This is a genomic window from Catellatospora coxensis, from assembly GCF_016862635.1.
Classification (GTDB): Bacteria; Actinomycetota; Actinomycetes; order Mycobacteriales; family Micromonosporaceae; genus Catellatospora; species Catellatospora coxensis.
The window spans coordinates 48,733-73,475 of sequence record NZ_BONI01000050.1 but is presented as its reverse complement, the minus strand read 5'-3'; the positions used below and the strand labels follow the sequence as shown (position 1 = coordinate 73,475).

At 69.9% G+C, this 24,743-nt stretch carries 25 protein-coding genes and 1 tRNA gene; 15 read left to right on the top strand and 11 right to left on the bottom strand.

Translation table 11 applies throughout. The annotated features are described in order from the left end of the window. The 3 genes from Cco03nite_RS26695 to Cco03nite_RS26685 form a co-directional block, all read left to right on the top strand. Positions 1–567: phosphoenolpyruvate carboxykinase domain-containing protein (locus Cco03nite_RS26695; protein ID WP_203694966.1), on the top strand; the 567-nt coding region annotated here is incomplete at its 5' end. Between the two features lie 100 nt (positions 568–667). Continuing rightward, positions 668–874, top strand: coding sequence for a DUF2795 domain-containing protein (locus tag Cco03nite_RS26690; protein WP_203694965.1), 207 nt, complete (start codon positions 668–670; stop codon positions 872–874). A gap of 56 nt (positions 875–930) precedes the next feature. Then, positions 931–1,851 (top strand): sigma 54 modulation/S30EA ribosomal C-terminal domain-containing protein, encoded by a 921-nt coding sequence (locus Cco03nite_RS26685; RefSeq protein WP_203694964.1) that lies wholly within the window; start codon positions 931–933, stop codon positions 1,849–1,851. Here the strand turns inward: Cco03nite_RS26685 and Cco03nite_RS26680 are convergent. The 4 genes from Cco03nite_RS26680 to Cco03nite_RS26665 all read right to left on the bottom strand — a co-directional run bounded on the left by Cco03nite_RS26680 (position 1,749) and on the right by Cco03nite_RS26665 (position 5,329). Next, entirely contained in the window at positions 1,749–2,069 is a 321-nt protein-coding gene (locus tag Cco03nite_RS26680; RefSeq protein ID WP_203694963.1) for a hypothetical protein, read from the bottom strand. The genes Cco03nite_RS26685 and Cco03nite_RS26680 overlap by 103 nt on opposite strands. Positions 2,070–2,075: 6 nt before the next feature. Next, a complete protein-coding gene (locus Cco03nite_RS26675) occupies positions 2,076–3,704 on the bottom strand; it encodes a SulP family inorganic anion transporter (RefSeq protein ID WP_203694971.1) in 1,629 nt (542 codons plus the stop codon). Between the two features lie 77 nt (positions 3,705–3,781). Then, positions 3,782–4,129 carry an ArsR/SmtB family transcription factor gene (locus tag Cco03nite_RS26670; protein WP_203694962.1) on the bottom strand — a complete coding sequence of 116 codons (348 nt, stop codon included), beginning with the start codon at positions 4,127–4,129 and terminating at the stop codon, positions 3,782–3,784. Between the two features lie 867 nt (positions 4,130–4,996). Then, positions 4,997–5,329 (bottom strand): hypothetical protein, encoded by a 333-nt coding sequence (locus tag Cco03nite_RS26665; protein WP_203694961.1) that lies wholly within the window; start codon positions 5,327–5,329, stop codon positions 4,997–4,999. A 160-nt stretch (positions 5,330–5,489) separates the two neighbouring features. Here Cco03nite_RS26665 and Cco03nite_RS26660 point away from each other — a divergent pair, with 160 nt between their 5' ends. The 5 genes from Cco03nite_RS26660 to Cco03nite_RS26640 all read left to right on the top strand — a co-directional run bounded on the left by Cco03nite_RS26660 (position 5,490) and on the right by Cco03nite_RS26640 (position 11,025). Further along, complete coding sequence (locus tag Cco03nite_RS26660; protein WP_203694960.1) at positions 5,490–5,795, top strand: hypothetical protein; 306 nt, start codon at positions 5,490–5,492, stop codon at positions 5,793–5,795. Between the two features lie 81 nt (positions 5,796–5,876). Next, positions 5,877–6,545, top strand: coding sequence for a carbonic anhydrase (locus tag Cco03nite_RS26655; RefSeq protein WP_203694959.1), 669 nt, complete (start codon positions 5,877–5,879; stop codon positions 6,543–6,545). Positions 6,546–6,671: 126 nt separating this feature from the next. Beyond that, complete coding sequence (locus tag Cco03nite_RS26650; RefSeq protein ID WP_203694958.1) at positions 6,672–7,481, top strand: hypothetical protein; 810 nt, start codon at positions 6,672–6,674, stop codon at positions 7,479–7,481. Beyond that, positions 7,475–7,816 (top strand): DUF3099 domain-containing protein, encoded by a 342-nt coding sequence (locus Cco03nite_RS26645; protein WP_203694957.1) that lies wholly within the window; start codon positions 7,475–7,477, stop codon positions 7,814–7,816. Before Cco03nite_RS26650 ends, Cco03nite_RS26645 begins: the two co-directional genes overlap by 7 nt. A gap of 791 nt (positions 7,817–8,607) precedes the next feature. Next, positions 8,608–11,025, top strand: coding sequence for an AfsR/SARP family transcriptional regulator (locus Cco03nite_RS26640; protein WP_203694956.1), 2,418 nt, complete (start codon positions 8,608–8,610; stop codon positions 11,023–11,025). On the opposite strand, the gene Cco03nite_RS26635 is transcribed toward Cco03nite_RS26640, so the two are convergent. Continuing rightward, on the bottom strand, positions 10,997–11,221 hold the full coding sequence (locus tag Cco03nite_RS26635) for a response regulator transcription factor (protein ID WP_275412077.1): 225 nt from the start codon (positions 11,219–11,221) through the stop codon (positions 10,997–10,999). The genes Cco03nite_RS26640 and Cco03nite_RS26635 overlap by 29 nt on opposite strands. A 139-nt stretch (positions 11,222–11,360) precedes the next feature. Between Cco03nite_RS26635 and Cco03nite_RS43085 the strand changes: the two genes are divergently transcribed. Next, the gene (locus Cco03nite_RS43085; protein ID WP_373314329.1) at positions 11,361–13,589 is read left to right on the top strand and encodes a S8 family serine peptidase; all 2,229 of its coding nucleotides are present in this window, start codon (positions 11,361–11,363) and stop codon (positions 13,587–13,589) included. Positions 13,590–14,655: 1,066 nt separating this feature from the next. On the opposite strand, the gene Cco03nite_RS26625 is transcribed toward Cco03nite_RS43085, so the two are convergent. Both Cco03nite_RS26625 and Cco03nite_RS26620 read right to left on the bottom strand, forming a co-directional pair. After that, a complete protein-coding gene (locus Cco03nite_RS26625; protein WP_203694955.1) occupies positions 14,656–14,868 on the bottom strand; it encodes a helix-turn-helix domain-containing protein in 213 nt (70 codons plus the stop codon). Continuing rightward, positions 14,868–15,356, bottom strand: coding sequence for a DUF2975 domain-containing protein (locus Cco03nite_RS26620; RefSeq protein ID WP_239167686.1), 489 nt, complete (start codon positions 15,354–15,356; stop codon positions 14,868–14,870). The genes Cco03nite_RS26625 and Cco03nite_RS26620 overlap by 1 nt, the downstream gene beginning before the upstream one ends. A gap of 369 nt (positions 15,357–15,725) precedes the next feature. On the opposite strand from Cco03nite_RS26620, the gene Cco03nite_RS26615 reads away from it, so the two are divergent. Then, entirely contained in the window at positions 15,726–16,076 is a 351-nt protein-coding gene (locus Cco03nite_RS26615; RefSeq protein ID WP_239167684.1) for a zinc ribbon domain-containing protein YjdM, read from the top strand. A gap of 80 nt (positions 16,077–16,156) precedes the next feature. On the opposite strand, the gene Cco03nite_RS26610 is transcribed toward Cco03nite_RS26615, so the two are convergent. Further along, positions 16,157–16,525 carry a DUF488 domain-containing protein gene (locus Cco03nite_RS26610; RefSeq protein ID WP_203694952.1) on the bottom strand — a complete coding sequence of 123 codons (369 nt, stop codon included), beginning with the start codon at positions 16,523–16,525 and terminating at the stop codon, positions 16,157–16,159. 527 nt (positions 16,526–17,052) lie between these two features. On the opposite strand from Cco03nite_RS26610, the gene Cco03nite_RS26605 reads away from it, so the two are divergent. The 3 genes from Cco03nite_RS26605 to Cco03nite_RS26595 all read left to right on the top strand — a co-directional run bounded on the left by Cco03nite_RS26605 (position 17,053) and on the right by Cco03nite_RS26595 (position 18,533). After that, on the top strand, positions 17,053–17,238 hold the full coding sequence (locus Cco03nite_RS26605; RefSeq protein WP_203694951.1) for a hypothetical protein: 186 nt from the start codon (positions 17,053–17,055) through the stop codon (positions 17,236–17,238). Between the two features lie 361 nt (positions 17,239–17,599). Next, positions 17,600–17,953, top strand: coding sequence for a hypothetical protein (locus Cco03nite_RS26600; protein ID WP_203694950.1), 354 nt, complete (start codon positions 17,600–17,602; stop codon positions 17,951–17,953). A 19-nt stretch (positions 17,954–17,972) separates the two neighbouring features. Next, complete coding sequence (locus Cco03nite_RS26595) at positions 17,973–18,533, top strand: hypothetical protein (RefSeq protein WP_203694949.1); 561 nt, start codon at positions 17,973–17,975, stop codon at positions 18,531–18,533. 2 nt (positions 18,534–18,535) lie between these two features. On the opposite strand, the gene Cco03nite_RS26590 is transcribed toward Cco03nite_RS26595, so the two are convergent. Continuing rightward, a tRNA-Leu gene (locus tag Cco03nite_RS26590) sits at positions 18,536–18,619 on the bottom strand. A 137-nt stretch (positions 18,620–18,756) separates the two neighbouring features. Here Cco03nite_RS26590 and Cco03nite_RS26585 point away from each other — a divergent pair. Then, a complete protein-coding gene (locus tag Cco03nite_RS26585) occupies positions 18,757–19,320 on the top strand; it encodes a P-loop nucleotide/nucleoside kinase family protein (protein WP_203694948.1) in 564 nt (187 codons plus the stop codon). 346 nt (positions 19,321–19,666) lie between these two features. On the opposite strand, the gene Cco03nite_RS26580 is transcribed toward Cco03nite_RS26585, so the two are convergent. Continuing rightward, complete coding sequence (locus tag Cco03nite_RS26580) at positions 19,667–22,687, bottom strand: glycoside hydrolase family 2 TIM barrel-domain containing protein (protein WP_239167682.1); 3,021 nt, start codon at positions 22,685–22,687, stop codon at positions 19,667–19,669. Positions 22,688–22,753: 66 nt separating this feature from the next. Continuing rightward, positions 22,754–23,305, bottom strand: coding sequence for a carboxymuconolactone decarboxylase family protein (locus Cco03nite_RS26575; RefSeq protein WP_203694946.1), 552 nt, complete (start codon positions 23,303–23,305; stop codon positions 22,754–22,756). Between the two features lie 241 nt (positions 23,306–23,546). On the opposite strand from Cco03nite_RS26575, the gene Cco03nite_RS26570 reads away from it, so the two are divergent. Further along, positions 23,547–24,686, top strand: coding sequence for a M20/M25/M40 family metallo-hydrolase (locus tag Cco03nite_RS26570; protein ID WP_239167681.1), 1,140 nt, complete (start codon positions 23,547–23,549; stop codon positions 24,684–24,686). The last annotated feature ends 57 nt before the right edge of the window (positions 24,687–24,743 follow it).

Sequence of the window (24,743 nt, the reverse complement as noted above, 5' to 3'; positions counted from 1 at the left end):
CGCCGCAAGACCACCGTGCCTCTCGTGACGCAGTCTCGGGACTGGAACCACGGCGTGTTCATGGGCGCGACCCTGTCTTCGGAGACCACCGCCGCTGCCGTCGGGCAGGTCGGTGTCGTGCGCCGGGACCCGATGGCGATGCTGCCGTTCATCGGCTACCACGCGGGTGACTACCTCAACCACTGGCTGCACATCGGCAAGAGCACCACCGACGCGGACAAGCTGCCGAAGATCTTCCAGGTGAACTGGTTCCGCCGGGGCGAGGACGGCAGGTTCCTGTGGCCCGGCTACGGCGAGAACTCCCGCGTACTCAAGTGGGTCGTCGAACGCCTTGAAGGCACCGCTGACGCCGTCGACACCCCGATCGGCATGGTCCCCTACCCCGCTGCGATCGACACCGACGGCCTCGATCTCACCGACGAAGACCTGGCCGCGGTGTTGCAAGTCGACCCCCTCGAGTGGTCTGCGGAGATCCCGCAGATCACCGAATGGTTCCACGGCTTCGGGCACAAACTGCCCGGCTCGCTGTGGGCCGAACTCGACGAACTGAAGGCAAGACTGCGTTAACCACACACCCCCATGATCGTGGCGTGGCCCGTCGAACCCCTCCTCCTTCCCCGAGCGGCGGGCCACGCCACCACCCGACACCCTTTAAGGAGCACACCCGGTGACCGTGACCCGCACCGAACTGGCCGACCACATCGAGGCCGCGTTCAACGCCGGACCCGCCACCCGCGACCGGCTACTGGCATACGCCACAGGCAGTCACGCCCGGCCCGAGGTCATCGAGGTGATCAGGACCCTGCCCGAGCGCTCCTATCCGGCCATGCGCGACCTGTGGACCGACCTGACCCACATCCCTATCGGCGACTGACCCGGCCCTGGTGCCGTGCCACGAGCACGGCACCAGGGCGGTAGATGGAGGCGGCCATGGCGTCCCCAGGCTCCCGGCCCGTGCCCCGGCAGGGCGGTGTCCGCGTCGAGTTGTGCACCCGCGGCGAGGTCGATCCCGGCTTCGCCGACCTCACCCGGCAGGCGGTCGCGGCCGTGGTCGCCGCCGACGCCAACGCAGCCGGACCGGTCCGATTGCGCATCACTGTCGGCAAACAACTGCCCGGGCCGACCCTGATCCAGGTCAACCTGCAGGTCCGCGGGGAACCCGCCCGTATCCAGATCTCCGCCCGCAGCCCCTACACCGCCGCAACAGCAGCCTTCGACCGGCTGGAACGCCAGATCCACCGGCTGGCGCAGAGCATGGACTCGGCCACATCGCCGCTGCCGTTCCGGCGCAGACTCGCCGTGCCCGGCGAAGGCGCCATCGCCCGGCTCAAAGCGGTGCGGCTACAGACGGCCACCGCTGCACAAGCGGCGATGCGCTTGTCTGCCATGGACTACGAGGCGCACCTGTTCACCGCGGCCGACGCCGGCGCCGACGCCGTCATCTATCGCAGCGGATACGACCAGCTGCGAGTGACCCGGCAGGGCACCACATCGTCGAGCCGGATCCCGGCCGCGATCCAGGTCGACACGCGGCCCGCAGCCGTGCTCGACCCCGCCGAGGCCGCGCAGCGGCTCGCCACCAACGCGGTGCCCTTCATCTTCTACACCGACCGCGGCACCGGCCGTGGCAATCTGCTCTACCGCCGCCACGACGGGGACCTGGGTCTGATCAGCCCCATAACGCCGGACGCATCGCCGCAGCCGCCATCGGCCGCAGGCGCACAGGCCGACGCCGCGGCTGCGGCAGGTCACTGCGAGTCGCGGCCGTCGCAGGACGCGGTCGGGATGCTGCTGGAGATCGCGAACAGCCGCACCGCCAACGCCCGCAGCAGCACCGCAGCTCCGGTGTGATCACCGCAGTGATGCATCGCGTCGGCGCGGGCCGCGATCGCCGACATCCGCTCACCGTCGACACCCCACCAGCGCCGGCCCGCGGCCAGGTGCTCGCTCAGGGCCGCGAACTGCTCGGACAGGGCCACGTCGTCAAGTGCGGCACGCCGCAACGCGGGCAGCAGCTGCGTCGCGACGGCCAGGTAGGCGTGCCAGGCCGCGCGTCTGTGTGGCTGCACCCGTCCTCACCCTGCCTTCAGGGCCGGTTCGGGGCTGACGAGCACGCCGGTCCGGTGCAGTAGCGCCCGGGCGGCGGTGATCGCGTCCGGGGTGTGCGCGAACAGCCGGCCTTGTGCCCGCAGGCGTTCGAGTACGCCGATCGCGGACAGCGCGCGCTCGTGCTCGGGACGTACACCGGACAGGTAGACGGTGATACCGCGATGTTCGAGGCGTTCGATCGCGTCGCGCAGCACGCTGGCGCCGGTGCCGTCGACGGCCGACACCCGCGACATCCGCAGGATCACCACCCGCACGTCGGCGACTTCGGTCAGTTCGAGGAGGAAGCGGTGGGCGGCCGCGAAGAACAGCGGGCCGTCGAAACGGTACGCGACGATGTGCTCGGCCAGCAGCGCCGCCTCCTCGGCATGGTGGTCGGCCACGTCCAAAGGCACCTGCTCCAGCGTCGCCGCACGGGCGATCTTGCGCACCGCCAGGAACGCGGCGAGGACCAGGCCGATGCCGACCGCCGCGATCAGGTCCAGGGCCAGGGTCGCGGCCGCGGTGAGCACCATCAGCACCGCATCAGAGCGGGTCGAGCGGGCCAGTGCGAGCAGGGAGCTCACCTCGACCATGCGGATCGCGGTCGCCAGCAGCACCCCGGCCAGCGCCGCGAGGGGGATGTGCGCGACCAGCGGCGCGGCCGCCAGCATGATCAAAGCCAGGACCAGGGCGTGGGTGAGTGCGGCAAGGCGCGAGCCGGCGCCGGTGCGGACGTTGACGGCGGTGCGGGCGATCGCGGCAGTGGCGGGCACGCCGCCGAACAGCGGCGTGACCAGGTTGGCCACACCCTGGCCGAACAGTTCCCGGTCCGGGTCGTGGCGCTGCCCGACGGTCATCCCGTCGGCGACCGTGGCCGACAGCAGACTCTCCAGCGCGGCGAGGGCGGCCACGGCCACCGCCGAGGTGAGCAGCATCGGCACGGCGGCCGGGTCGAGAAAGCCAAGGGAAGGCGCGGGCAGCGTCGCCGGGAGTTGTCCGATACGCGCCACGTCCAGGTGCGCGACCACCGCAACGACGGTCACCGCCGCAACGGCCAGCAGCGAGAACGGCACGCCAGGTTTCCAGCGGGCACCGATCAGCATGACTGTCGCCACACCGAGCGCCAGCGCCAGGGCGGTCCACTGCGGCTGCGCGGCGAAGTCGACGACCGCCTGCCACGCGATGGCAGTGACCTTCTCCCCTTCCGGGGCGGGCACGCCGAGCGCTGCGGGAACCTGCTGCAGGAAGATCACCGCGGCGATGCCGGCGGTGAAGCCTTCGACGACCGGTGCGGGCACGTAGCGCACGTACCTGCCGGCGCGGGCCAGGGCGAGGGCGACCAGCAGTACGCCGGCGATCAGTCCGACGGTGAGCACACCGCCGGGTCCGAACCGGTGCACGATCGGGACCAGCACGACGGTCATCGCACCGGTGGGGCCGGAGACCTGCAGGTTGGAGCCGCCCAGCAGCGCGGCGAGGGCTCCGGCAACAATCGCGGTGGCCAGGCCGGCTGCGGCGCCGAGGCCGGAGGACACACCGAAACCCAGCGCCAGAGGCAACGCGACGACCGCGACGGTCAACCCGGCGAGCAGGTCACGTCGTGGCTGGCGGCGCATCGTCGCCCAGTCCGCACGCCCGGGCAGCAACGCCGACACCCGCTCCCAACCGCCCCGGCACACCGCCGCCACACCGCTCACTGCGCCGCCGCCGCGGACTCGGCGACGCGCAGCTCGTCGAGCAGCTCGGCCTGCCCGGCGATCATCGCGGTCAGGAACCGGCGCGCGGCAGCCATCACCTCAGCCACATCAGGCCCGGACAGGGCGTACATCACGGCCGCGCCGTCACGGTAGGACACGACGATCCCCGCGCGGCGCAACACCGCCAGCTGCTGAGACAGACTCGAGGCTTCGATCTCCACGTCGGCGAGCAGGTCCCGCACCGCCTTGGGCCCTTCGCCGAGCAGTTCCAGCACGCGGATGCGCACCGGATGACCCAGGGTCCGGAAGAACTCGGCCTTGCTCTCGTACATCGGCACACCCACGACCCGACAACCCCACCCGCGCGATGATTTGACTCAGCAATTGAACACCTTTTCAATTGCTACACAGATGCATCTCGCAAGTCATGTGATGCGAATCACTGCAGCTGGCGCCCGCCGGTGCTGTCTGGCCCCCAGCGCCACGACCTGCCGCCAGGGGTCGCCTCGACCAGGATCCGTCGGCAGCGTCCCGGGACGTGGCGCGGCATGGAGGCCGGGCCGGGTGCCGGACCACCGCGGCCGGCCTGCCGACCTCCATAGCCCATCCGCGCAGGCCGTGGCGGCGAGGCCCTGACGGCGGCGGCACCATGGGATTGACTACCCTGCGGCGGGAACGGCTAGCCTTCGCCGTGCTCCGTTGCATGGTGGCGCGGGGCGGGCCACGGCAGGTTGGCCGCCTCCCGGCCGAGCCGTGCGTGGAGGAGCTGACGGTGATCGGTGATGCCACGCCCATCGACGATGACGCCAGACCACCACGGGCAGGACGGGAGAGTCGGTGCGCCGCGATCGGGCTGGGCATCTTCTACGGCGCCTTCCTAGCCGCGACGCACTGATCGACCGTTATCGATCACGAAGGCCGCCTCGGGCCGGCTCCTACGGCAACCGCTGTGTTCAACCTGGCCGGGCTTCAGGTATCCCAATGCGGCCGGCCCGGGCAGCAGATCCCGGCGGCGGACTCGCCCACGGCACCGATCACTGCGCGGCCGACGCCCCGCATCGTTCAGGGCAGCACAGCGAAGACACAGGCGGGGCAAGCCCGATCTCCCAGGCTTCGGGAACGGCGCAACGATCCTCGCGCCGATCGCGCGTCGGGACAGCGGAGCCGTTGAACTCACCGCCGGAAACCGCGGGCAGCTCAACGGACGGGGCTCATTGGTCCGCCTCGGAGTCGACGGCCTCGTCTCGGCCTTGATCCGCAGGCACGGTCGCATCCGTCCGCGAGCCCTCGACAAGGATCCGCACCAGCACGACGAGGCCGCCGAGTGCGCCGAGCCCGAGCACGGCGAGGTAACAGAGGTACCACTTTCCGAACAGGAGATACATCGTCCTGCCTTTCAACACGGTCGGTCGACGGGTACGCAGCGCTGCCCGCCAGCGCCGCGTAGCCACCTGGCGCGCCACGCCGCCTACCACCCCGGAAGCCGCCACTTCTGCCAAGTCGCTGTCCGAGACACTGCGCAGCCTCGGCCCGTCGGTGTCCACGACACGCACGGACCCGGCTGCGGCGCCCCCAGCGCGGCTCAGTAATTGAGTACATCTTCAATTGCGTAATCTGCTGATTGCGCAGCTTATGTGACCATTATCACCATATTGCGAATGTTTGCGGCGTTCACCACTCGGCCGGGGACTCGTTGGATCTTGCATGGAGAGGCTGTGGAGGCAGCTGCAGCGGCCGCTGCTGGCGAAGGTCGTCGCCGCATACGACCGTGGCGTTTTCACCGTCGACCCGGTCGCCTACGCCGCCGATCTGAGCGAGCCGACTGACCGGGTCCTGGCCGGGTTGACGGCGCTGCAGGTCGCCGGGTTCCTGGAGATCCGTGCCCACCACGACTCGCTGCTGATCACCCGGATCTGCCCGCTCGCCCGGCAGGTCCTGTGCGCCGAGCCCGACCCGATCGATCCCGACCGCGTGCCCGGCCCGGTCCTCAGGGCACCCGGCGCCACGTAGCCGCCCACGCGTTGCCACACCTGGAACCTGCGGCCTGGCGCGACGCGCCGGCATGAACCCACGGCGCAAGGACGGACCATCATGCACAGACGTGCGCTGCTGGCAGCCGGACTGCCGCTCGCGTTGCCAAGCCCCGGCTTCGCCCAGGCCGCATCCGCCGACCCACCACGCGCCGCCTCACGGGTGTTGGCGCTGCTCGCCGAGGGAAACCGCAGGTTCGCCGAGGGCAGAGCCCGCCACCCGCATCAGCAGCCCCGCCGCCAGCACCAGCTCGCCGCCGGGCAGCAGCCGTTCGTCATCACGCTGGGCTGCGCGGACTCACGCGTCGCCCCCGAGATCCTGTTCGACCAGGGCCTGGGCGACGTGTTCGACAACCGCGTCGCCGGCAACATCGCCGACGAGGTCGTCACCGGCAGTATCGAGTACGCGTTGGAACACTTCCGGCCACCGCTGGTCGTGGTCCTCGGCCACGAACGCTGCGGTGCGGTCACCGCCGCCGTCGAAGCAGTCACCGGCCCGGCCCCCACCCTCGGGCATGGGGGCGTCCTGGTGCGGCACCTGCGCCCAGCCGTCGAGAAGGTTGTCGGCAGGCCAGGTGACCTGGTCGCCAACGCCGTCCGGGCCAACATCGCCCTGCAGATCCGCAGGCTCCACAGCAGCCCGCTCATCGCCGGCTGGGCGCAGACCCACCGACTGCACATCGCCGGCGCCGTCTACGACCTGGACACCGGGAACGTGTCCTTCATGTAACGGCCGGCGACCGGCCTCTGCCGCACATCGCCCGGCGCTGGCGCACTCCACGGCGCTTGAGCGCTAGTGACTTGCTAAAGTTGTTAAGTCCTAATCTACGCAGGAGTGGTGGTTGATGTGCCGGTGATGTCGCTACGACCCGCGCCGATCGGGCAGTTCGCCCATCAGACCCGGGCACGAATACACGACGGCGTGGCCGTGTTCACCGCCGACGTGCTCGACCAGCAGCGGGCCGCACAGCTGCGTGCCACCGCCGCCCAGCTGACCGGATCGGGTCCTTTCCTGGTGCAGGGCCTGACCGTATGGACTGACGCCGGCTTGAACGCGCTCGCCGGCGACGACCACGGGCCCAGCGGCGCTCTCATCGCGCCACCGGCCCGACTGCTGGCCGCCTCGCCCGGCGCAGCGTTGGACATGTTCCCCTCGGTGCACAGCGCGGTCACGGCGCTGCGACACCCGCCCAGCCCACTGCCGCTGCCGCCGGCAGGCGCCGACTCGCAGACCCGCTCGGCCCACCGCGTGTTCACCACCGAACCGACCGCGATGTTCGGGGCCCGGCACTGGATCCGCGGTCTGCTGGCCGACTGGGCCACGAAGTCCCCGACCGACCGCGCGCTCGTGGCCTTCAGCGAACTCGCCGCCGCCTCGGTCGCCACCACCAGTACCCAGATGCACGTCAGCGTCAACCTGTGGCGCGACCCCGACGGTGCGCTCGCCCTGACCGTCGGCGTGCGCGACGACGACCCCGTACTTGCGCCCGCTGGCGGCCGACGCCAGGACAGCCTTCGCCTGGTGGCCGCGCTGAGCCGGGACATGGGCCTCTACCGCCAAGCCGCCGACCCTGCGGGCAAGGTCGCGTGGTTCACCATGCCCGTCACACCCCAGGCCGACGTCTCCCAGCCCTGCCACAGCGACCGAGGCCGGCATTCATGCTGACACGCCGACACGCCGAACTCATCACCGACGCCCCTGCCAGCCCGCAGCAGGAGCTTCGCCATCGGGAGCGCCGCTACGTGGCGATGATGCTGCTGCGGGCAGCGTGCCTGCTGGCGGCAGGAGTCCTCGCCATCGCCGAAGCTCCCCTGCTGTGGTTGTGGCTGCCCTTGTGCGGGCTGGGAATGGTCCTGCTGCCATGGCTTGCGGTCATCCTCGCCAACGACGGACCGCCCAAACCGCAGCACCGCTGGCGCCTTCGCACGCCTGCGCTCATCCCCGCCCAGGCCCTGCCGCGCACAGCAGAGCAAACCATCGACGCCGACACCGCGGCATGACAGCCGCCATCGGCAAGCCATCGGCGGTGGTGGCTGCTGGACACCTCGCCACGGGCGGGAGACTCCACACGCCACGACGTCGCGCAAACCGACAATCACATGCCTCGACGCGCTTTCGAAGAACCAGCACACCCCGCGAGGTGTACGAACGGCGCGCGGAGCGGCTGAAGCGACGCGAAGATGTGGGGCGGTGCGGAGGACCGCCCCACATCGACAATGCAGTCGGTATGGCGCAATCACCAACCGGTCCCCCCAGCACGAACGGACATCAAGACCATAGCTGTCAGGTGTGTTGCTGTCGTTCAGCTCTTACAGCAGCGTGTCCGCCCGCCCGCATGCCCGCAACATGCGCCTGGGGAGGTGACCGCGCCGCACCGCCACCGGCCGCAAGCATCACCTGCTCGCGCTAGTGCACGCTTGCCTACTTGATGACGGCGTTCATCGACGACGGAACTCGCGCAGCTCCGTCGCGGCAAGTGAGGCTACAGACACAGACGACCCGGGGCGGGCTGACTGCAGCAGCAGAACCGAGGCGATGAGTCGGTCGCAGGGACGGCACGCCCACTGCACGTGGCTCGATGTGTTCGAACACGGCGTATACGCGTGCTGACGTCCCGCCCGACCAGCCGCCAGGTCCGGTCAAGCTGTCCTGGATGGCGGTGGTGGACGGCGGGACGGTCGCCGTTACCAACATCGCCACGGACGGCCTGAACCTCCAAGTCAGCTGAGTTATGGCGGGGCGTGTCGGGTGCGGGATTGACGGGGCATGGCCTGCGTGGTCTCGTTTCCGGGTGCTGGAGGTCGGTGTGCTCGGGCCGCTTGTGGTGGAGCGGTCCGGCGAGCCTGTCGCGATCCCGGGCGGGCGGGCACGCAAGCTCTTCGGGTTTCTGCTGATCCACGCCGGCTCGGCGCACTCGGTGGAGATGCTCACGGACCTGCTCTGGGACGGTCATCCCCCACGAACGGCGTCCACGGCGCTGCACGGCTACGTGTCCCGCCTGCGCAAGGCACTGGGAGGCGAGGTCCTGCACACGGCCGCGGGCGGATACCAGCTGGCGCTGGAGCCCGAGCAGACGGACAGCGGCAGGTTCGTGGCGCTGACCGGGGTGGCGCAGGCGTCGCCGGATGAGCTACGGCGGTCGGCGTTGCTGCGTCAAGCGCTTGCCATGTGGCGTGGTCCCGCGCTGGACACGTACCGGTTCGAGCACTTTGCGCAGGCCGAGATCGCGGCGTTGGAGGAGCGCCGGCTCTGCGCGGTGGAGGAGGCGATCGAGGCGGACCTCAACCTCGGACGGCATGGCGCGCTGGTGCCTGAGTTGCAGCGGCTGGTACGGCGGCATCCGCAACGGGAGAGGTTCTGGGCGCAGTTGATGCTTGCGCTCTACCGGGCGGGCAGGCAGGTCGACGCGCTTGCGGCATACCGGCGGGCCAGGTCGTGGATGGCCGAGGAACTGGGCATCGAGCCCGGTCCGCAGTTGCGTTGGCTGGAGCAGGCGGTCCTGCGCCAGGACGCCGGGTTGGTGGGCGAGTCGCCCGCCGGGTCGGCCGGCGGGGGTGAGGCGGCCGCCGATCCTGGTTCCGCGGAGCTTGCCTTGCTGTCCAGGCGGATACGCGGCCTGGCGCCGGATGAGTGGGCCGTCCTGGAGTGCGCGGCGGTGGTGGGGCGCCAATTCACCACGGCGGCGGTACGGGCGCTGGTATCGGAGCAGGCTTACCCTAATGTGGTCAGCCAGTTGCGGAGTCTGTCGGCGCGCCGGCTCGTGAGGCCGATGGGCGACGGGTACGAGTTCCCGCATCCGCTGTTCCATCAGGCCGCGTATGCCGCGTCCGATCCGGCGGCTCGGGCGCCGCTGCATGAGGCGCACGCTCATTGGCTTGCGGCACAGGCGAACCCGGTCGGCGAGTTGATCGGGTATCACTTCGAGCAGGCTCGCGCCAGCCTGCTCACACTGCGGTCGCCGGACGCCCGGACCCGGCGGCTGGGTTCACTTGCGGCGGTTCACCTCGGCGACGCGGGGACGCGGGCGTTTCGCCGCGCTGATATGGCAAGCGCGGCCGACCTGCTGACCCGCGCCGCCAAGTTGCTCGAACCAGAAGAGCCGCAACGACTGGCGTGGCAGCTGGCGGCGGCGCGGCCGTTGCGGACGCTGGGCAGGACCGCCGAGGCGGTGTCCGTCCTGCTGGAGGTGATCGACCGGGCGGCCCGCGCCGGTGATGTCCGAAGCGAGTGGCGCGCCCGGCTCGAACTGGCCTTCCTGCGGGTCACCGCCTCGGCCGGCGTTCACCCCGAGCAGGACGCGGTTGTGGTGGCGGAGAAGGCGATCTCCGCACTGGAACCGCTGGGAGACGATGAGGGTCTGGCTCTGGCGTGGACGTTCGTCGCCGACGGTCACGCCCAGCAGGGCAGGCTGGCCGGGGCGGCCACGGCGTACGAGAACGCCGCCCGGCATGCGCTGCGCCTGCCCGCCGGCCCGTATGACGGAATCGTCGCCGAGGGGTTCGCCATCGTCCTGACGGAGGGACCGACGCCGGTCGCGGAGGCCATCGCCGAGTGTGAGCGGTTGCTGGGGTACCGGGACCATCCGCAGCTTGGGGTGATGCGCGCACTGGGCGTGTTGTACGCGATGGCAGGCGACACCGCGGCCGCGCGACGGTGGCTGGGCGCAGCGCAGACCGAGATCAACCGGCGGGGGGTGAAGCGTCCGCTGCTGTTCCTGGCCCATGACCAGGCACGGGTCGCCATGATGGCGGGCGATCCGGCCGAGGCCGAACGACATGCCCGGCAGGGCTTGACGACTGGCGCGCAGTTGGGCGGGGACGAGGCCGACGAGCTCAACGCGATGATGCTCGCGCTGGCGCTGTCCCGTCAGGACAGGCCGAGCGAGGCCGAGGCAGTGGCCTCCGGCCACTCGGGCGGCTCGGCGCAGGACATCGTCCGCGCCGCCGGCTGGGACATGGTGCGCTCGGAGCTGCGGGCGAGCCGGCAAGCCTGGGCCGAGGCGAGGGAGCTTGCGGCCAAGGCATACTCCGTCGCGGCGAGAACCGACTTCGCCGGCGTACGCGCGGATGCCGCGCTGACCCTGGCCCGCGCGTGTCACGGCGCCGGCGATCTCCCGGCCGCGGCCAGCTACGCCCGGATCGCGCGCGACCTCTTTGCCGCCAAAGGAAACGTGGTCATGCTCAGGTCCACCCGTACGATCCTTGGCTGAGCCAGGCCACCGCGGCCACCGCTTCGGTGCGGCTGTGCACTCCGAGCTTGGTGTAGATGTGCTCCAGGTGCTTGCGCACGGTGAGCCGCGAGATGAGCAGTAGCCGGGCTATCGACTTGTCGCTGTGCCCGCGGGCGACCAGGCGCAGCACCTCCCACTCGCGGCGGGTCAGGTAGCCGGTCGGGTAATCGTTCACGGTGCCAGCTTCGCGCGCGCGGCTAATGGCCGGCTAACGGCTGGTACGCACTTTCGCGTATGTCCACGTGTGCCGGTCTGTCCATACGGTCGGACGGCCCAGCTGTCCCGACCAAGCAGTATCCGGAGGAAGCATGCACATGCCGTACCTCAAACAGATGGCGGCTCTGGCGGCGCTCGCGGTTGCCGCGCTGGTACCCGCCTTGTTCGCCGGGGCGGCCATCGCGGCCCCGCCCGGTGGTGAGATCCGCGACGTGGGCGGACCCACCGCCGTCGCCGACAGTTACCTCGTCGTGCTCAAGGACGCCGCGGTGCCCCGGTCCCAGGTGCCCGAGCGAGCACAAGCTCTGGCCGCCTCGCACCACGGCGCCGTCGGCCACGTGTACACCAACGCGCTGCGCGGATTCTCCATCCGCGTGGACGAGTCGCAGGCGCGGCGGCTGGCGGCCCGCGACGAGGTGGCCTACGTGGCCCAGAACCACACGGTGTCCACGGCGGACATCCAGCCCAAGCCGCCATCGTGGGGGCTCGACCGCATCGACCAGCGCGCCTTGCCAATGGACGATCTTTATAGCTTCCCGTTTACGGCATCCAACGTGACGGCGTACGTCATCGACACCGGCATCCGCATAACCCATACCGATTTCGGCGGCCGGGCCCGCAACGGGTTCGACTTCGTGAACAACGACCCGATCGCCAACGACTGCAACGGCCACGGTACGCATGTTGCCGGCACCCTGGGCGGCGCCGAGCACGGCGTGGCCAAGGCCGTGCAGCTGGTCGCGGTACGAGTGCTGGACTGCAAGGGATACGGCACCCTCGCGCAGGTGGTGGCGGGCGTGGACTGGGTGACCGCGAACGCGGTACGCCCGGCCGTCGCGAACATGAGTCTCGGCTTCATAGGCGAATCGACGGTGTTGGAAGCGGCGGTGCGTAACTCGATCGCCTCCGGGGTGACGTACGTCGTCGCGGCCGGCAACTACATCGTCGACGCATGTGAGTTCAGCCCGGCCCGGGAGGCGCAGGCGATCACGGTGGGCGCGACCGGCGACACCGACGCCAGGGAGTTCTTCAGCAACTTCGGCCGGTGCTTGGACATCTTCGCCCCGGGCGGGGACATCACCTCCGCATGGGCCACATCAGACAACGCCACCGCGGTCGACAGCGGCACGTCGATGGCAGCGCCGCACGTCGCAGGCGCGGCAGCGCTGATCCTGCAGGCCAATCCCGGCCTGACGCCCCAGCAGGTCCGGGACACGATCGTCAGCCGCGGCACCTCGGGAGTCGTCACCGATGCCGGCCTCGGCTCGCCGGATCTCTTGCTGCACTCGCCGCCGGCGGCCACGGTCACGACGTTCCTGGCCGACCCGAGCGGCGAGGTCTTCACCGCCTCCGGTAACCCTTGGACCGGTTGGGGATCGTGGTCGACCGTGTCGCAGGGCAGCACCCTGCCTGGTGCACCGGTCACCGCGTTGGTCACCGGCTCGGATCAGGTACGGCTGTTCCTGGCCAATCCTGACGGTGAGGTCTTCACCGTCTCCGGCAGCCCCGCCGGGGGCTGGGGACCGTGGTCGAGCCTGCAGGGCAGCACCCTACCCGGTGCGCCCATCACGGCCGTGACCACCGGCCCGGATGAGGTCGTCACCGTGTTCCTGGCCGATCGCGAGGGCACGGTCTACGCCGGCACCGGCAGCCCTTCGCTCGGATGGGGCTGGTCGGCCGTGGGGGCTGATTTCAGGACGAGACCCGGGGCGCCGATCACCGCCGTGCCCACCGTTCCGGATGAGGTGACGCTCTTCGCGACCGACGCCAAAGGCCAGGTTTTCACCACCTCCGGCAGCCCTAACACTGGCTGGGCGCGATGGACGAGCGTTTCGGAGGGCAGCACCCTGCCCGGTGCGAAGGTGACCGCAGTACTCACCGCTCCGGACGAGGTCACGCTGTTTCTGGCCGACCCGAAAGGTGAGGTCTTCACCGCCTCCGGCAGCCCTGCGGGCGGCTGGGGACCCTGGTTGACAGTCTCGCAAGGAAGCACCCTGCCCGGAGCACCGGTGACCGCGGTACTCACCGCTCCGGACGAGGTCACGCTGTTCCTGGCCGACCCGAAAGGTGAGGTCTTCACCGCCTCCGGCAGCCCTGCGGGCGGCTGGGGACCCTGGTTGACAGTCTCGCAAGGAAGCACCCTGCCCGGAGCACCGGTGACCGCGGCGCTCACCGGCCCGGAGGAGGTGACCTTGTTCCTGGCCGACCCGAGCGGTGAGGTCTTCACCGCCTCCGGTAACCCGTGGACCGGCTGGGGACCCTGGTTGACAGTCTCCCAGGGCAGCACCCTGCCAGGGGCACCGGTCGCCGCGGTGGTCACCGAATAGCCGTCACCGGAAGCGGCGCGACTCGACATGAGCCGCCGCTTCCGCGCTCAGGTCGCACCCAATGTGGTGAAGGCGACCGAAACGACGTGGCCGTGGCGAGCAAGGTCAAACTATTGACGCAGCGGACATTCCCTGCCCTCTGGCCGTCGAGCCCGCCCAGCCACGATGAGACGTGGCAATAGCGGAAGCTGCCATGGGCGCCGGCGATCACCTGGACCTTCAGCACCGCGAGGGAGGCCTGTGTTCTGCGTTCCGCAGCTTCGCTTCTGTCGCCGACGCGTGCCTCCTGGATTATTGAAGCTGCCCGTCGTTTTGCTCGCCGGTGATCCTGCAGCAACCCGTCAAGCAGGTTCTCGCAGGAATGCTGGGCTCGCGTTATGGCGAAAGCGACGGCGATGTCGCAACTGCGGTCGTCGCTCGGCGCGTCAGGTCGACGCGAGGCGGGGAGCCGGCGGCCTGATCTGGCGTTCGGTCACCTAGGTCCGGCTCTACGGCAACGGGCCGGCCGGGCGCTGCGACTGCCGCGGGGTTCTTTCGTACCAGACGGTTGGTCCGAGCGCCGAGCGCCGTCCCGGCCGCGGACGGCCACCGCAGCGACGAACGAGGCAGACTCATGCGTCTGCACCGTATTTCGACATTCGTCACGCTCCCGCAAGACCCGAAGCCAGCCCCGCCCGCCGATACCAACATGCCGCCCCCTTGGCCGCCGCCTGCCGTCCAGAATGAGCTTGGCCAGACCTCGTTTCTGCTGGTGAGCTGGGGTTGACAACCGGGGTTGTGCCGCTCTGTGGCAGGCCGCGGGAGGCGTCCGCCGTCGCTCGAGGAGAACCAACCGGTCCGGTCGGCAGGATCACGATGTGGCCGATGCCAGCGGTGCCGATCGGGTCCCGGATCAGATATTGCAGCGCCCGGACGGCGTTGACGACCGCAGTGAGCTGCCCGGGGCGGCCACGGAGGTCACCGCTGATCACCCGCCAGCACTTAAGCTGGGCGTTGACGCGTTCACCGATCGCGCGTAGGTCGGCCAGGACCTGGTTGGCGCCTCAGTCGTGCCCGGGTTGCCCGATCAGGACGTTTCTGGCTCCCAGCGCAGAAGATCTCCAGGCTGGCATTCGAGCACCTCGCAGAGTGCTTCTAGCGTTGTGAAGCGCACCGCCTTGGCGCGGCCGTTCTTGAGAACCGCGAGATTCGCGGGCGTGATTCCGATCCGGTCCGCTAGGTCGCCTACCGAGATTTTGCGTTTGGCCATCAAGACGTCGATATCGACGACGATCGGCATTAGATCACCTCGTCGAGGTCGGCTCGCATCTGCTTGGCCTCGACCTCACGGGCGACGGCTTGGGCGAGCAGCATGCGCAGCACGAGCACGATGAGTGCGACGAACAGGACGGCCAGCACTATTCCGCCCATCATGATGAACACGCCGGGGGATTCGCCGTCGCTGCCCGGGACTTGGGCGAGCAACAGAACGGCCAGCAGGACCGCCTCCGCCACGATGGCGCCGATGATGACGTCGACGTAGCGGAAAGACGCGTACGAGAAGACGGTGCCCCGGCGCACCATCGCGAGCAACTGCCAGACGCACACGAGGACGACCTCGAACACCAGCAAGCCAAACACGATGGCCCCGATCAGGGCCCACGGATTGCCCATGCTCACGAGAGCCGGATCCATCTCGTTCGCGTTGGCGGCCACCATCACAATCTGCACAAACAGCGAAATCGCCACCAACACCGCGATCACGGCGCGCAGCGCGAGTATGGGCATCTTTCCCACGGGACTCTCCTTCGATCGATCTACGAGAGAAACCTATCGGTAAACGATAGATTCAGCAAGCGGTCATCACACGGCTTAGGCCGAGGAGGCCACCGGCCAAACGCAGGCAACAGCGATCCTCACTGGTTACCACCGCATAAGGCGGCGACCCCGATAGGACATCGACCAGGTTGCTGTTGACAGGCGCAGCGTCGGGCGGCAGAACCTGACGGTTGTCGCGGAGGGTGCCTGTCCGGGTCTTTCCGGCGCCTGTCACCGCGAGTTGCGCGGTAGAGGACGCTCAGTGTCGCTGTGCGGCGCGGCTGCGTGCGGCTGAGGGGTTCGCGGCCTGGCGAGCTGGCCGTCGAATATCATCTGATGGTGGATGAGACCCTGCCACCGTGCCCGAAGTGCTCCGGCGAGTACACCTACCAGATGGGTACGTTGCTGGCCTGTCCTGAGTGCGCCCACGAGTGGACACCTGATGCCACCGCCACGGGCGTTGCCGAGAAGGGGGTCATCCGCGACGCGGTCGGTAACGTGCTCGCCGACGGCGACACGATCACGGTGATCAAGAGTCTCAAGGTCAAGGGCAGCCCCACGGGGATCAAGGCGGGCACCAAGGTGCGCAACATCCGGCTCGTGCCCGGTGTCGGTGACCACGACATCGAGTGCAAGGTCGACGGGATCGGCGCCATGCAGCTCAAGTCCTCCGTGGTCCGCAAAGCCTGACATTGCGCACGGCCCCAGAGCTCTGGTCCCGCAGACTTTCGCCTGGGGTCGGGTGCTGTGCCTGTGCGCAACCTTTGACATCACACGCCGTGGGCCAGTATGTCGGCCAGGACCGTCGCCTCGCTGATGTCGCTTCGCTTTGCCGCGGTCAAGAGCGTGACGGTGCCGTGCGTGCTCCGCCTACGAAGATCAGCAAGGGCAGCAGCCCGGGCAGGGTCGTCCAGTTCGGCGCGGTAGCGGCGGGCGAACTCGGCAAACCGATCGGGGTCGTGGCCATACCACTGCCGCAACTCGGTGGAGGGCGCTATGTTCTTGCACCAATCGGCAAGGTGAGCCTGATGCTTACTGAGCCCGCGCGGCCAGAGGCGGTCGACGAGCACCCGTTGACCGTCGTCGGGCTGGGGCTGATCGTAGGCGCGTCGAACCCGCACCCGTGGCGCCGCTGGCATCCCTGTCCCCCGTGGTGTCGCCGGACAGTCCCTGCGTAGTCTATTTCGGGTGGTTGACGTCTGCGCGACGAACTTCGGACACGCCGTGCAGCGCAGCTCATGCTCGGTCCGGGCGAGCGGAATACACCGGGGCCACATCCAACAATGGCCAGGCTGGCGGCACGTGGGTGGCTAGCGAGTCCTGGGCCGTTGACGGCCGCACAGGCGATCACGGTCGGGCGGGTGCCCGCCGCCGCTTCGCCTGGGGGCTGGGTCGGCACGGCGGCCGGGACGCGCTGCGCGTCAGCTTGTGTCAGCGCCCAGGGCGGTCTTCGAACCCGTTGATGTCCTGGCGGGCCGGCAGGACCGCTTCCTTGGACTGACAGCCACAACATTTGGACCACTACATATAGGCGGCGCAGGTAACCGTAGGCACCATATATTGATCCCGGCGGCCAGCTGCACTCCTTCGAGGAGTAGTGTCGGATGTGACACCGACGAGCCCACTTGTCGAATCAATCCGGATCCAGCAGTGAGGAGCTAGGGAGATGCCGACGAAGAAGTCAACTGTTCAGAGCCCTGGCGAGCCGGCCAAGAAGTCAGGACAGTACGCGCCGGTCAAGGGAGGCGACGAGGTCACGGTGCCCAAGGGCCACCGGCTGCCCCCCAATCCGAAGAGAGGCGACTGGGAACTGGTCGACCCGACCAAGAACAAGTCCGGCTTGGAAGACTGACGATCGACCGTCGAACAGGTACGCCATGCTGGCTGCCGGGAAGGCCTAGCCGAAAGCCCGCCTTCGTGCGGAGAGCGAGCTCGGTAGAATGATCGCCGTGGTCGCCGGCAAACGTACCGGACGTCGGTGCGTACATGGCTGAGGTGCCGCAAGACCGTCACGAGGTGCTGGCAGCCGTTCGTGAGTTATGCATCTTCGCTGCCCGGATTCGACGAGCACATCGCCTTCGGCATGCCGTCCTACCGCCGTAGCGGCGGTGATGTCGAGGTCGCTTTCGCCAGCCAGAAGCAGTGCATCTCGCTCTACCTCCTGCGCACCGACGTCATGGCCGCCCACACAAGGATCAACTTGTCGGCGGTACTTGACCCAGGTCACCGCGGACACGTCGTACACCATGCTGCTCGGTGGCCTGCTCGTACTCGGCATGGGCATGGGCCTGACCATGATGCCGATCTTGTCCGGCGCGCTGGGCAGCCTGACCGACCACCAGATCGCGCGCGGCTCGACACTGATGAACATCATCCAGCAGACCGCCGGGTCGATCGGCACCGCGGTGATGTCGGTAGTGCTCACCAACCACGTGCTCAACAGCCCAGCCGCCACCGCCTACATGGCGTCGCCCAAGGCGCCGTGCCCGCCGACCAGGTGCCCCCGACCCTCCTGGCCCAAGGCCAATCGGCGCTGGCCGAAGCATTCGGCAGCACCTACCTGGTAGCACTGATCCTGATCGTCGCGTGCATCGTCCCGGCACTGTTCCTGCCGCGCAGGAAGATCGCCAGCGCGACCGGCCAACCCGCGGAACTGGCATTGGCCCTGCACTGAGCCACCAAACCCGCACGGGCGGCGGCTTCGCCGCTCAGGAAATGCACGCCACCGCCAACGCCACCGTCCACGAATTCGCGATGACCGGCCTGTTCGGCTGTGAACGCTGCGGCCGGAAGCTGGAGCCGCACTGGAGCCGCTGCCGTCCCGCGCACCGCTGCCGGCACGGTCGCACAAGCTCGCGAACGCGTTGGCAGCGACCGATCAAGAACATCTACGCTCGCGAAGACCAGGCCATGGCCTTCCTCGAACAGGCCGGGATCACCGCTGCCGACCTGGTCACCGTTGTGGAGGCTCATCGGATGATCATCTGGTGCGATCATCACACATGGCGGCTGGAGATTGACGGCAACGTCGTGGTCACGAACGACCCGCCACGGATGCCGCCCGTCCCGAAGCAGCGCACACCCCGTCAGACGGCGAATACGCTACCCGGAGATCGGGTAGCGTCGATTGAAGCCGTGGGACAATAACGTGTCCGAGGGGGGACTTGAACCCCCACGCCCTATACGGGCACTAGCACCTCAAGCTAGCGCGTCTGCCATTCCGCCACCCGGACCGGTGGTGTCCGACCTTCCCCGGCCACCTTCGGAGGCATATCTCCGCTGGTGTCCGGCGTCAGCCGCACGAGCCACAACGATACACGCTCCCCGTTGATCACGCACATCGGGTTACCGGTGTCGGTAGTCTCCGGGCGTGAACGCTGCGGTATGGGTCGTCGCCGGCCCTCCAGGGGCAGGCAAGAGCACGGTGTCCCGGCTCCTCTTGGCAGCCCTCGACCCCGTCCCGGCCCTGCTCGACAAGGACGTCCTCTACGGCGGCTTCGTCGCCGCCACCCTGCAGGCCGCGGGCCGCCCGCACGGCGAGCGCGAGGGCCCTTGGTACGACGAGCACATCAAGATCCACGAGTACGCCGGCATGACGGCCACCGCCCGCCTGATCCGCTCCCACGGCTGCCCAGTCCTCCTGGACGCCCCCTTCACCGGCCAGATCCATGATCCAGTCCGCTGGGCGGCATGGGTGGCCGAACTCGGCGGCGACCCGGTACACCTGATCTGGATCCGCACCGACCCCGCGACCCTGCACACGCGCCTACACGCCCGAGGCTTGCCCCGCGACGCCCAGAAGCTGGCCGGCTTCGACGCGTTCGCCGAGCAGATCCGGGCCGGAATCGAGCCTCCGATCCCCCATCTGACCGTCGACAACCGCACCGGCGCGGAACCACTGGAGTCCCAGCTCACCGCCCTCCTACAGCGGTGATCCGGACATCTGCTCCACAACCGGGCAACAAGCACGACCCGCACACCTGATCCCGCGCCGGGGTTCATCCGTGAGGAACGACCCGGCCGGGATCTCACTGGGGACGCCGGCACCCCAGCCCTGAACGCCATGCCACACGCACGATGCCGATGCACGATGCTGCGGTGCCCCGCCCAGCGCCTTCAGCCAGGTCGTCACGCCCAGCCAGGTCGTCACGCTTCCGAATGTGGCCTCCACCACCACACATGCGTGGCAGCTGATGGGCGAAGCGGGCCGAGCAAGCTGGCAGCGCACCGGCATGAACCGCCACGGGCACCCGTGCGTCCGGGAAACCGGGACCGTCTGGTCAGTGCAGCGGCGTGAACGCCATCGTGAACGTGGCCGGGACGGCGTGCAGTTCGTGCTCGGGCAGGACGGCGGGGCCGCAGGAGTTGCTGCCGATGCCGTGCTGGGCCAGGTCCACGTTCACCCACACGTGTTCGCCGGGCACCAGGTCCGTGAGGTGCCGGGCGTTGTCGAGCTGCTCGCTGGTCCACCGCCGTGCTGTGAACAGGAACGGCGACCCGCCCGCGATCCGTAACCCGGCCCCGGCGGCGTCGGTGACACTCGCCCACCGGACGTCGAGCCGGGCCCCGTTCTCCTGCGGGTACACGTACGGCGTCTGCATGGCGTCGACGGTGCTGGTGAACCTGCCGACGCGGGCGGCGTGCCGGGTGTCGGCGTAGGCCTCGCCGGGTCCCCGCCCGAACCATTCAACCTGGTCGTACGCGGCGGGCAGGCCGAGGCGGAGCCCGAGCCGGGGCAGCGGCACGGTCCATACGCCGTCGGGGGTGATGTCGAGCCGCAGCCGCAGCACATCTCCGGCCTCGCTCCACCGGTACGTGACCAGCAGCCCGGCGTCGGTTGCGGCCGCCGCGACGCGGGTACGCACGACCAGCGCGTCGCGGTCGGCGGTGACGTCGACGGTGCGTTCGTGCACCCGATGCAGGCCCTCGTGCCGCCACCGCTGCGCCAGGGCGTGGGCGTCGTTGTCGGTCGGCGCCCGCCACAGGTCGATCCGCGGCGCGACCACACCCATGCCTCCGATCTCCACGAGCCGCCCACGCTCGTCGAACCGCGCCGCCCGAGGCGCGCCGAACCCGGCCCCGGCTTCGTCGCCACCTACCGCCGCGCTCTCGCCCTCAATTCCGACCGACGCACTTTCGCTCCCGCTCCCGACCGGCTCGCTGTCGATCCCGACCGGAGCAATGCCGCCGAGCGCCGATCCGGCCGCCTCAACCGCGTTGCCCTGCACCGAAGCCTCCACCGAGCGCCACTGACCCCAGGCGATCTCATGCCCGGCCATCGCCCAGGCCGTGTCCTCGGCCAGCACGGCGCGCACCGTCCACCACGCCTCACCCTCGGCCGCTGACCCAGCCCCTGCTCCCCCACCGGCTCCTGGCACGCCGGCTGCGGGCAGGGCGACGGTCGCGGACTGGCCCGCCGCCAACTGCGGGCACCGCAACTCACCCGCCGCGTGTTCGACACCGTCGATCTCGTACGTCCAGCGCAGGGTCAGGCCGGTGAGGGCGGCGAAGTCGTGCCGGTTCTCGATCGTGAACGCGCCGCTTCCGGCGTCGGTGATGCGGATAGGTTCGATGACCTTCTTGTATTCGAGCAGCCCTGGTGACGGCGTCCGGTCGGGGAAGACCAGACCGTCGCAGATGAAGTTGCCGTCGTGGAGTTCTTCGCCGAAGTCGCCGCCGTAGGCGTGGAACTCGCGCCCGTCGGCGGTCCGCGAGCGGATGCCGTGGTCGATCCACTCCCAGACGAACCCGCCCTGCAGCCGCTCGTAGCGCTCGAACAGCTGCTGGTATTCGTACAACCCGCCGGGACCGTTGCCCATCGCGTGGGCGTACTCGCACAGGATGAACGGCATCGCCCGGCGGCGGGCGTCCAGTGACGGGTCGGACAGCGGCGGCTCCTCACCCCGGCCGATGAGCTCCACCTCGGCATGGTCGGCGTACATGCGGCTGTACACGTCGGTGTACCGGCATTCGCGGTCGCCTTCGTAGTGCAGGGGCCGGGTGCCGTCGAGGGCCCGGACCGCCGCGGCCATGTGCCCGAGGTTCTCGCCGACTCCCGCCTCGTTGCCCAGCGACCACATGACGATCGAGGGATGGTTGCGGTCCCGGGCGACCATGCGCACGGCCCGGTCGACGAGCGCGTCCCGCCAGGCCGGTTCGGCGGTGGGGTTGCGCCGCCACCCGTTCTCCCCGAACCCGTGGGTCTCCAGGTCGCACTCGTCGATCACCCACATCCCCAGTTCGTCGCACAGCTCGAGAAACCTCGGATGCGGCGGGTAGTGGCTGGTCCGTACCGCGTTGATGTTGTGCTGTTTCATCAGCAGCAGGTCGGCGCGCATCAGCTCCTCGCCGACGACCCGCCCGTGGTCGGGGTCGAACTCGTGCCGGTTGACGCCCCGGAACAGCACCGCCCGCCCGTTGACCTTGATCTGCCCGTCTTCGACGGCCACGGTGCGGAACCCGACGGGCACCACGGCCCGCTCCGCGGCCGTGGCGATCTCGACCTGGTACAGCCACGGCGTCTCCGCGGTCCATGGCAGCACCTCGGCCTCGTAGAAACCGTCCGCGGGTACGCCGTCGAGCCCGAGCTCGGCGCACGTGAGCACCGCGCCGGCGCCCGCGTCGACGCGCAGGCTGCCCAGCCCGGTCCGGTGGTCGTACCCGGCCTCGATCCGCACGTCGGCGAGCCCGCCCGCGGGCCGGGCGATCAGCGTGACGTCGCGGAAGATCCCCGGCAGCCACCACATGTCCTGGTCCTCGACGTACGTGCCCGCCGACCACTGGTGGACCCGCACCGCCAGCACGTTGCCGCCCGCCCGCAGCAGCGCTCCGACCGGGTACTCGCTGGGCAGCCGGCTGCCGGCGGTGGTGCCGAGCTCGACGCCGTTGAGCCAGATCCGCCCGCACGAGTCGATCCCGTCGAACCGCAGCACCGCGTCCCCGCCAGGCCATTCTGCGGGCAGGTCGAACACGAGCCGGTGGTCGCCGGTCGGGTTGTCGGTCGGCACGTGCGGCGGGTCGACGGGGATCGGGTAGCGCACGTTGGTGTAGATCGGGTTGCCCCAGCTGCCGTCGCGGCGGGCCAGCGGCCAGTGCGACGGCACGCCGATCTCGTCCCATCCGCTGTCGTCGTACCCGGCCTGCGCGAAGTCCTCGGGCACGTCGGCGACGGGTGACAGCCGGAACCGCCAGGCGCCGTTCAGGGACAGCCGGGGCGCGTCGGTGACCAGCTGGGCGCGGGGCGGCAGGGCCCCACGGCCCGTCGTGGAGATCAGGTATCGCACCCCGACAGATTCCGACACGATCCCCCAGATGTCAACGCACCCAGCGTGGTGCACCGGCACCTGCCGGCACGGACGCCAGAGGCGTCAAGACGACTGCCCGTACCCGTTCACCTTGATCCGCTGCGCCGCCACGTCGTACGCCGCCGGATCCGCCGGCACGATCGTGCCCAGCCCGTCGACATACCGGTTGTACATGCAGAACGCCGCCGCGATCAGCACCGTGTCATGCACCTCCAGGTCCGTCGCGCCCTCCGCCCGCGCCGCGTCCACCAGCTCGACGGTCACCTTCCGCCCGTCCTGCCGCACCGCCGCCGCGATCCGCAGCAGCGCCCGCAGCTTCGCGCTCACCGGCGCCGTCTGCGGATCCGCACGGACCTGCTGCACCAGCGTCATGCCCTCATCCAGCTGCGCCGCCGCGAACGCAGAATGCGAGGAGCAGCAGAAGTCGCACTCGTTGAGCCCCGACACGTACGCCGCGATCAGCTCCCGCTCGCCCGCGGTCAGCGTCGGGTGCGGGGCGTGCAGCAGCGCCTCGGCCAGCGCGTTCAGCGGCGCGGCGGTCTCCGGCCGGAACCGCATCGGCCCGTTGATGCCGGGGAACTGCTTCTCGTCCAGACCCAGGTCGATGTGTGCCACGCGCGCTCCTCAGCGGTCGTCCCGGCCGCCGGCTGTGCGACCCTCCGCATTGTCGCCGCGGCACCACCCGTCGCGCTTCTTCGATATTGCCGTCCTCACCGGCCAGCCCGCGGCCACTCGCCCGGCCGGCCCCGCACCAGCCCTGACCTGCACCCCGGGCGGGAGCGCAATCCAAGCCATGGCCCGATCCGCGGCACGCTGCGACGCTTGCCCCATGTGCGATGTGGAGGCCATAGGCGCTATGGCACAGGCCCGGGCCGCGACGATGACCGAGCAGCTGCAGGAGCTGGTCGAGCTGGAATCCCCGCCCGGCGACCTGCCCCGCCTGCACGCCTGCGCCGACCTGCTCGCCGCCTGGGGCACCGCCGCACTCGGCCGCCCACCCCGCCGCGTCGTCCGCGACGGCCTGCCCCACCTGCTGTGGGCCGCCGACGACCAGCGGGTGCTGCTGCTCGGCCACTACGACACCGTGTGGCCCGCCGGGACCGTCGACCAGTGGCCTTTCACGATCGACGGCACGATCGCCACCGGCCCCGGCGTGTGCGACATGAAATCGGGCATCGTGCAGATGCTCACCGCCGTGTCCCTGCTGCCCGACACGTCCCGGGTCGGGCTGCTGCTCACCTGCGACGAGGAGACCGGCTCCATCACCTCCCGGCCGCTGATCGAGCAGCAGGCCCGCCGCTCCCGCGCCGTGCTGGTCGGCGAACCCGCCACCGAGGACGGCGCCCTCAAGGTCGCCCGCAAGGGCGGCTCCATGTACCGCGTGACCGTGCACGGCCGCGCCGCCCACGCCGGCGTCGAACCGCACCGGGGCGTCAACGCCGCCGTCGAGCTCGCCCACCAGGTCCTCACCGTCGGCTCGTTCGGGATCGGCGACACCAGTGTCACCCCGACCGTGCTCAGCGCCGGCACCATGACCAACCAGGTCCCCGAATCCGCGGTGCTCTGCGTCGACGTGCGCGCCTGGACCCGCGACGAGCTCGAACGCGTCGACCGGATGATGCACGCGCTGGCCCCCCACGTGCCCGGCGCGACCCTCAGCCTCGGCGGCGGCATCAGCCGCTACCCCCTGCCCGAACACGTCGCCCGGCCCCTGCTCGACCTCGCCCGTGACACCGGCCGCCGCCTCGGCCTGCCCGAACTGCGCGGCGCGCACGCCCCCGGCGCCTCCGACGCCAACTTCACCGGCGCGCTGGGCATCGCCACCCTCGACGGTCTCGGCGGCGTCGGCGGCGGTTCCCACGCCCGCAGCGAATGGGTCGACCTCGCGCACCTGCCCGCCCGCGCCGCGCTGCTCGCCGGACTCGTCGACGCCGTACTCCAGCAGCCCCGCCCCCGCACCCCGCGGACCCTGAGCACCGGCGCCGCCGCACACTGACCCCGGCCGCGGCCGGCAGCTCCGTCCACATCGGCGTGTCGCCACCGCGCGTCACCA

What these genes read in the sequence shown, in the direction of transcription:
- Cco03nite_RS26675 (WP_203694971.1), bottom strand. Translation starts at nt 3,704, where the DNA reads ATGCGCCGCCAGCCACGACGTGACCTGCTCGCCGGGTTGACCGTCGCG.
- Cco03nite_RS26610 (WP_203694952.1), bottom strand. Translation starts at nt 16,525, where the DNA reads ATGCCAGCGGCGCCACGGGTGCGGGTTCGACGCGCCTACGATCAGCCC.
- Cco03nite_RS26605 (WP_203694951.1), top strand. Translation starts at nt 17,053, where the DNA reads ATGCCGACGAAGAAGTCAACTGTTCAGAGCCCTGGCGAGCCGGCCAAG.
- Cco03nite_RS26625 (WP_203694955.1), bottom strand. Translation starts at nt 14,868, where the DNA reads ATGCCGATCGTCGTCGATATCGACGTCTTGATGGCCAAACGCAAAATC.
- Cco03nite_RS26570 (WP_239167681.1), top strand. Translation starts at nt 23,547, where the DNA reads ATGGCACAGGCCCGGGCCGCGACGATGACCGAGCAGCTGCAGGAGCTG.
- Cco03nite_RS26655 (WP_203694959.1), top strand. Translation starts at nt 5,877, where the DNA reads ATGCACAGACGTGCGCTGCTGGCAGCCGGACTGCCGCTCGCGTTGCCA.
- Cco03nite_RS43085 (WP_373314329.1), top strand. Translation starts at nt 11,361, where the DNA reads ATGCCGTACCTCAAACAGATGGCGGCTCTGGCGGCGCTCGCGGTTGCC.
- Cco03nite_RS26650 (WP_203694958.1), top strand. Translation starts at nt 6,672, where the DNA reads ATGTCGCTACGACCCGCGCCGATCGGGCAGTTCGCCCATCAGACCCGG.
- Cco03nite_RS26645 (WP_203694957.1), top strand. Translation starts at nt 7,475, where the DNA reads ATGCTGACACGCCGACACGCCGAACTCATCACCGACGCCCCTGCCAGC.
- Cco03nite_RS26685 (WP_203694964.1), top strand. Translation starts at nt 931, where the DNA reads ATGGCGTCCCCAGGCTCCCGGCCCGTGCCCCGGCAGGGCGGTGTCCGC.
- Cco03nite_RS26620 (WP_239167686.1), bottom strand. Translation starts at nt 15,356, where the DNA reads ATGCCCATACTCGCGCTGCGCGCCGTGATCGCGGTGTTGGTGGCGATT.
- Cco03nite_RS26660 (WP_203694960.1), top strand. Translation starts at nt 5,490, where the DNA reads ATGGAGAGGCTGTGGAGGCAGCTGCAGCGGCCGCTGCTGGCGAAGGTC.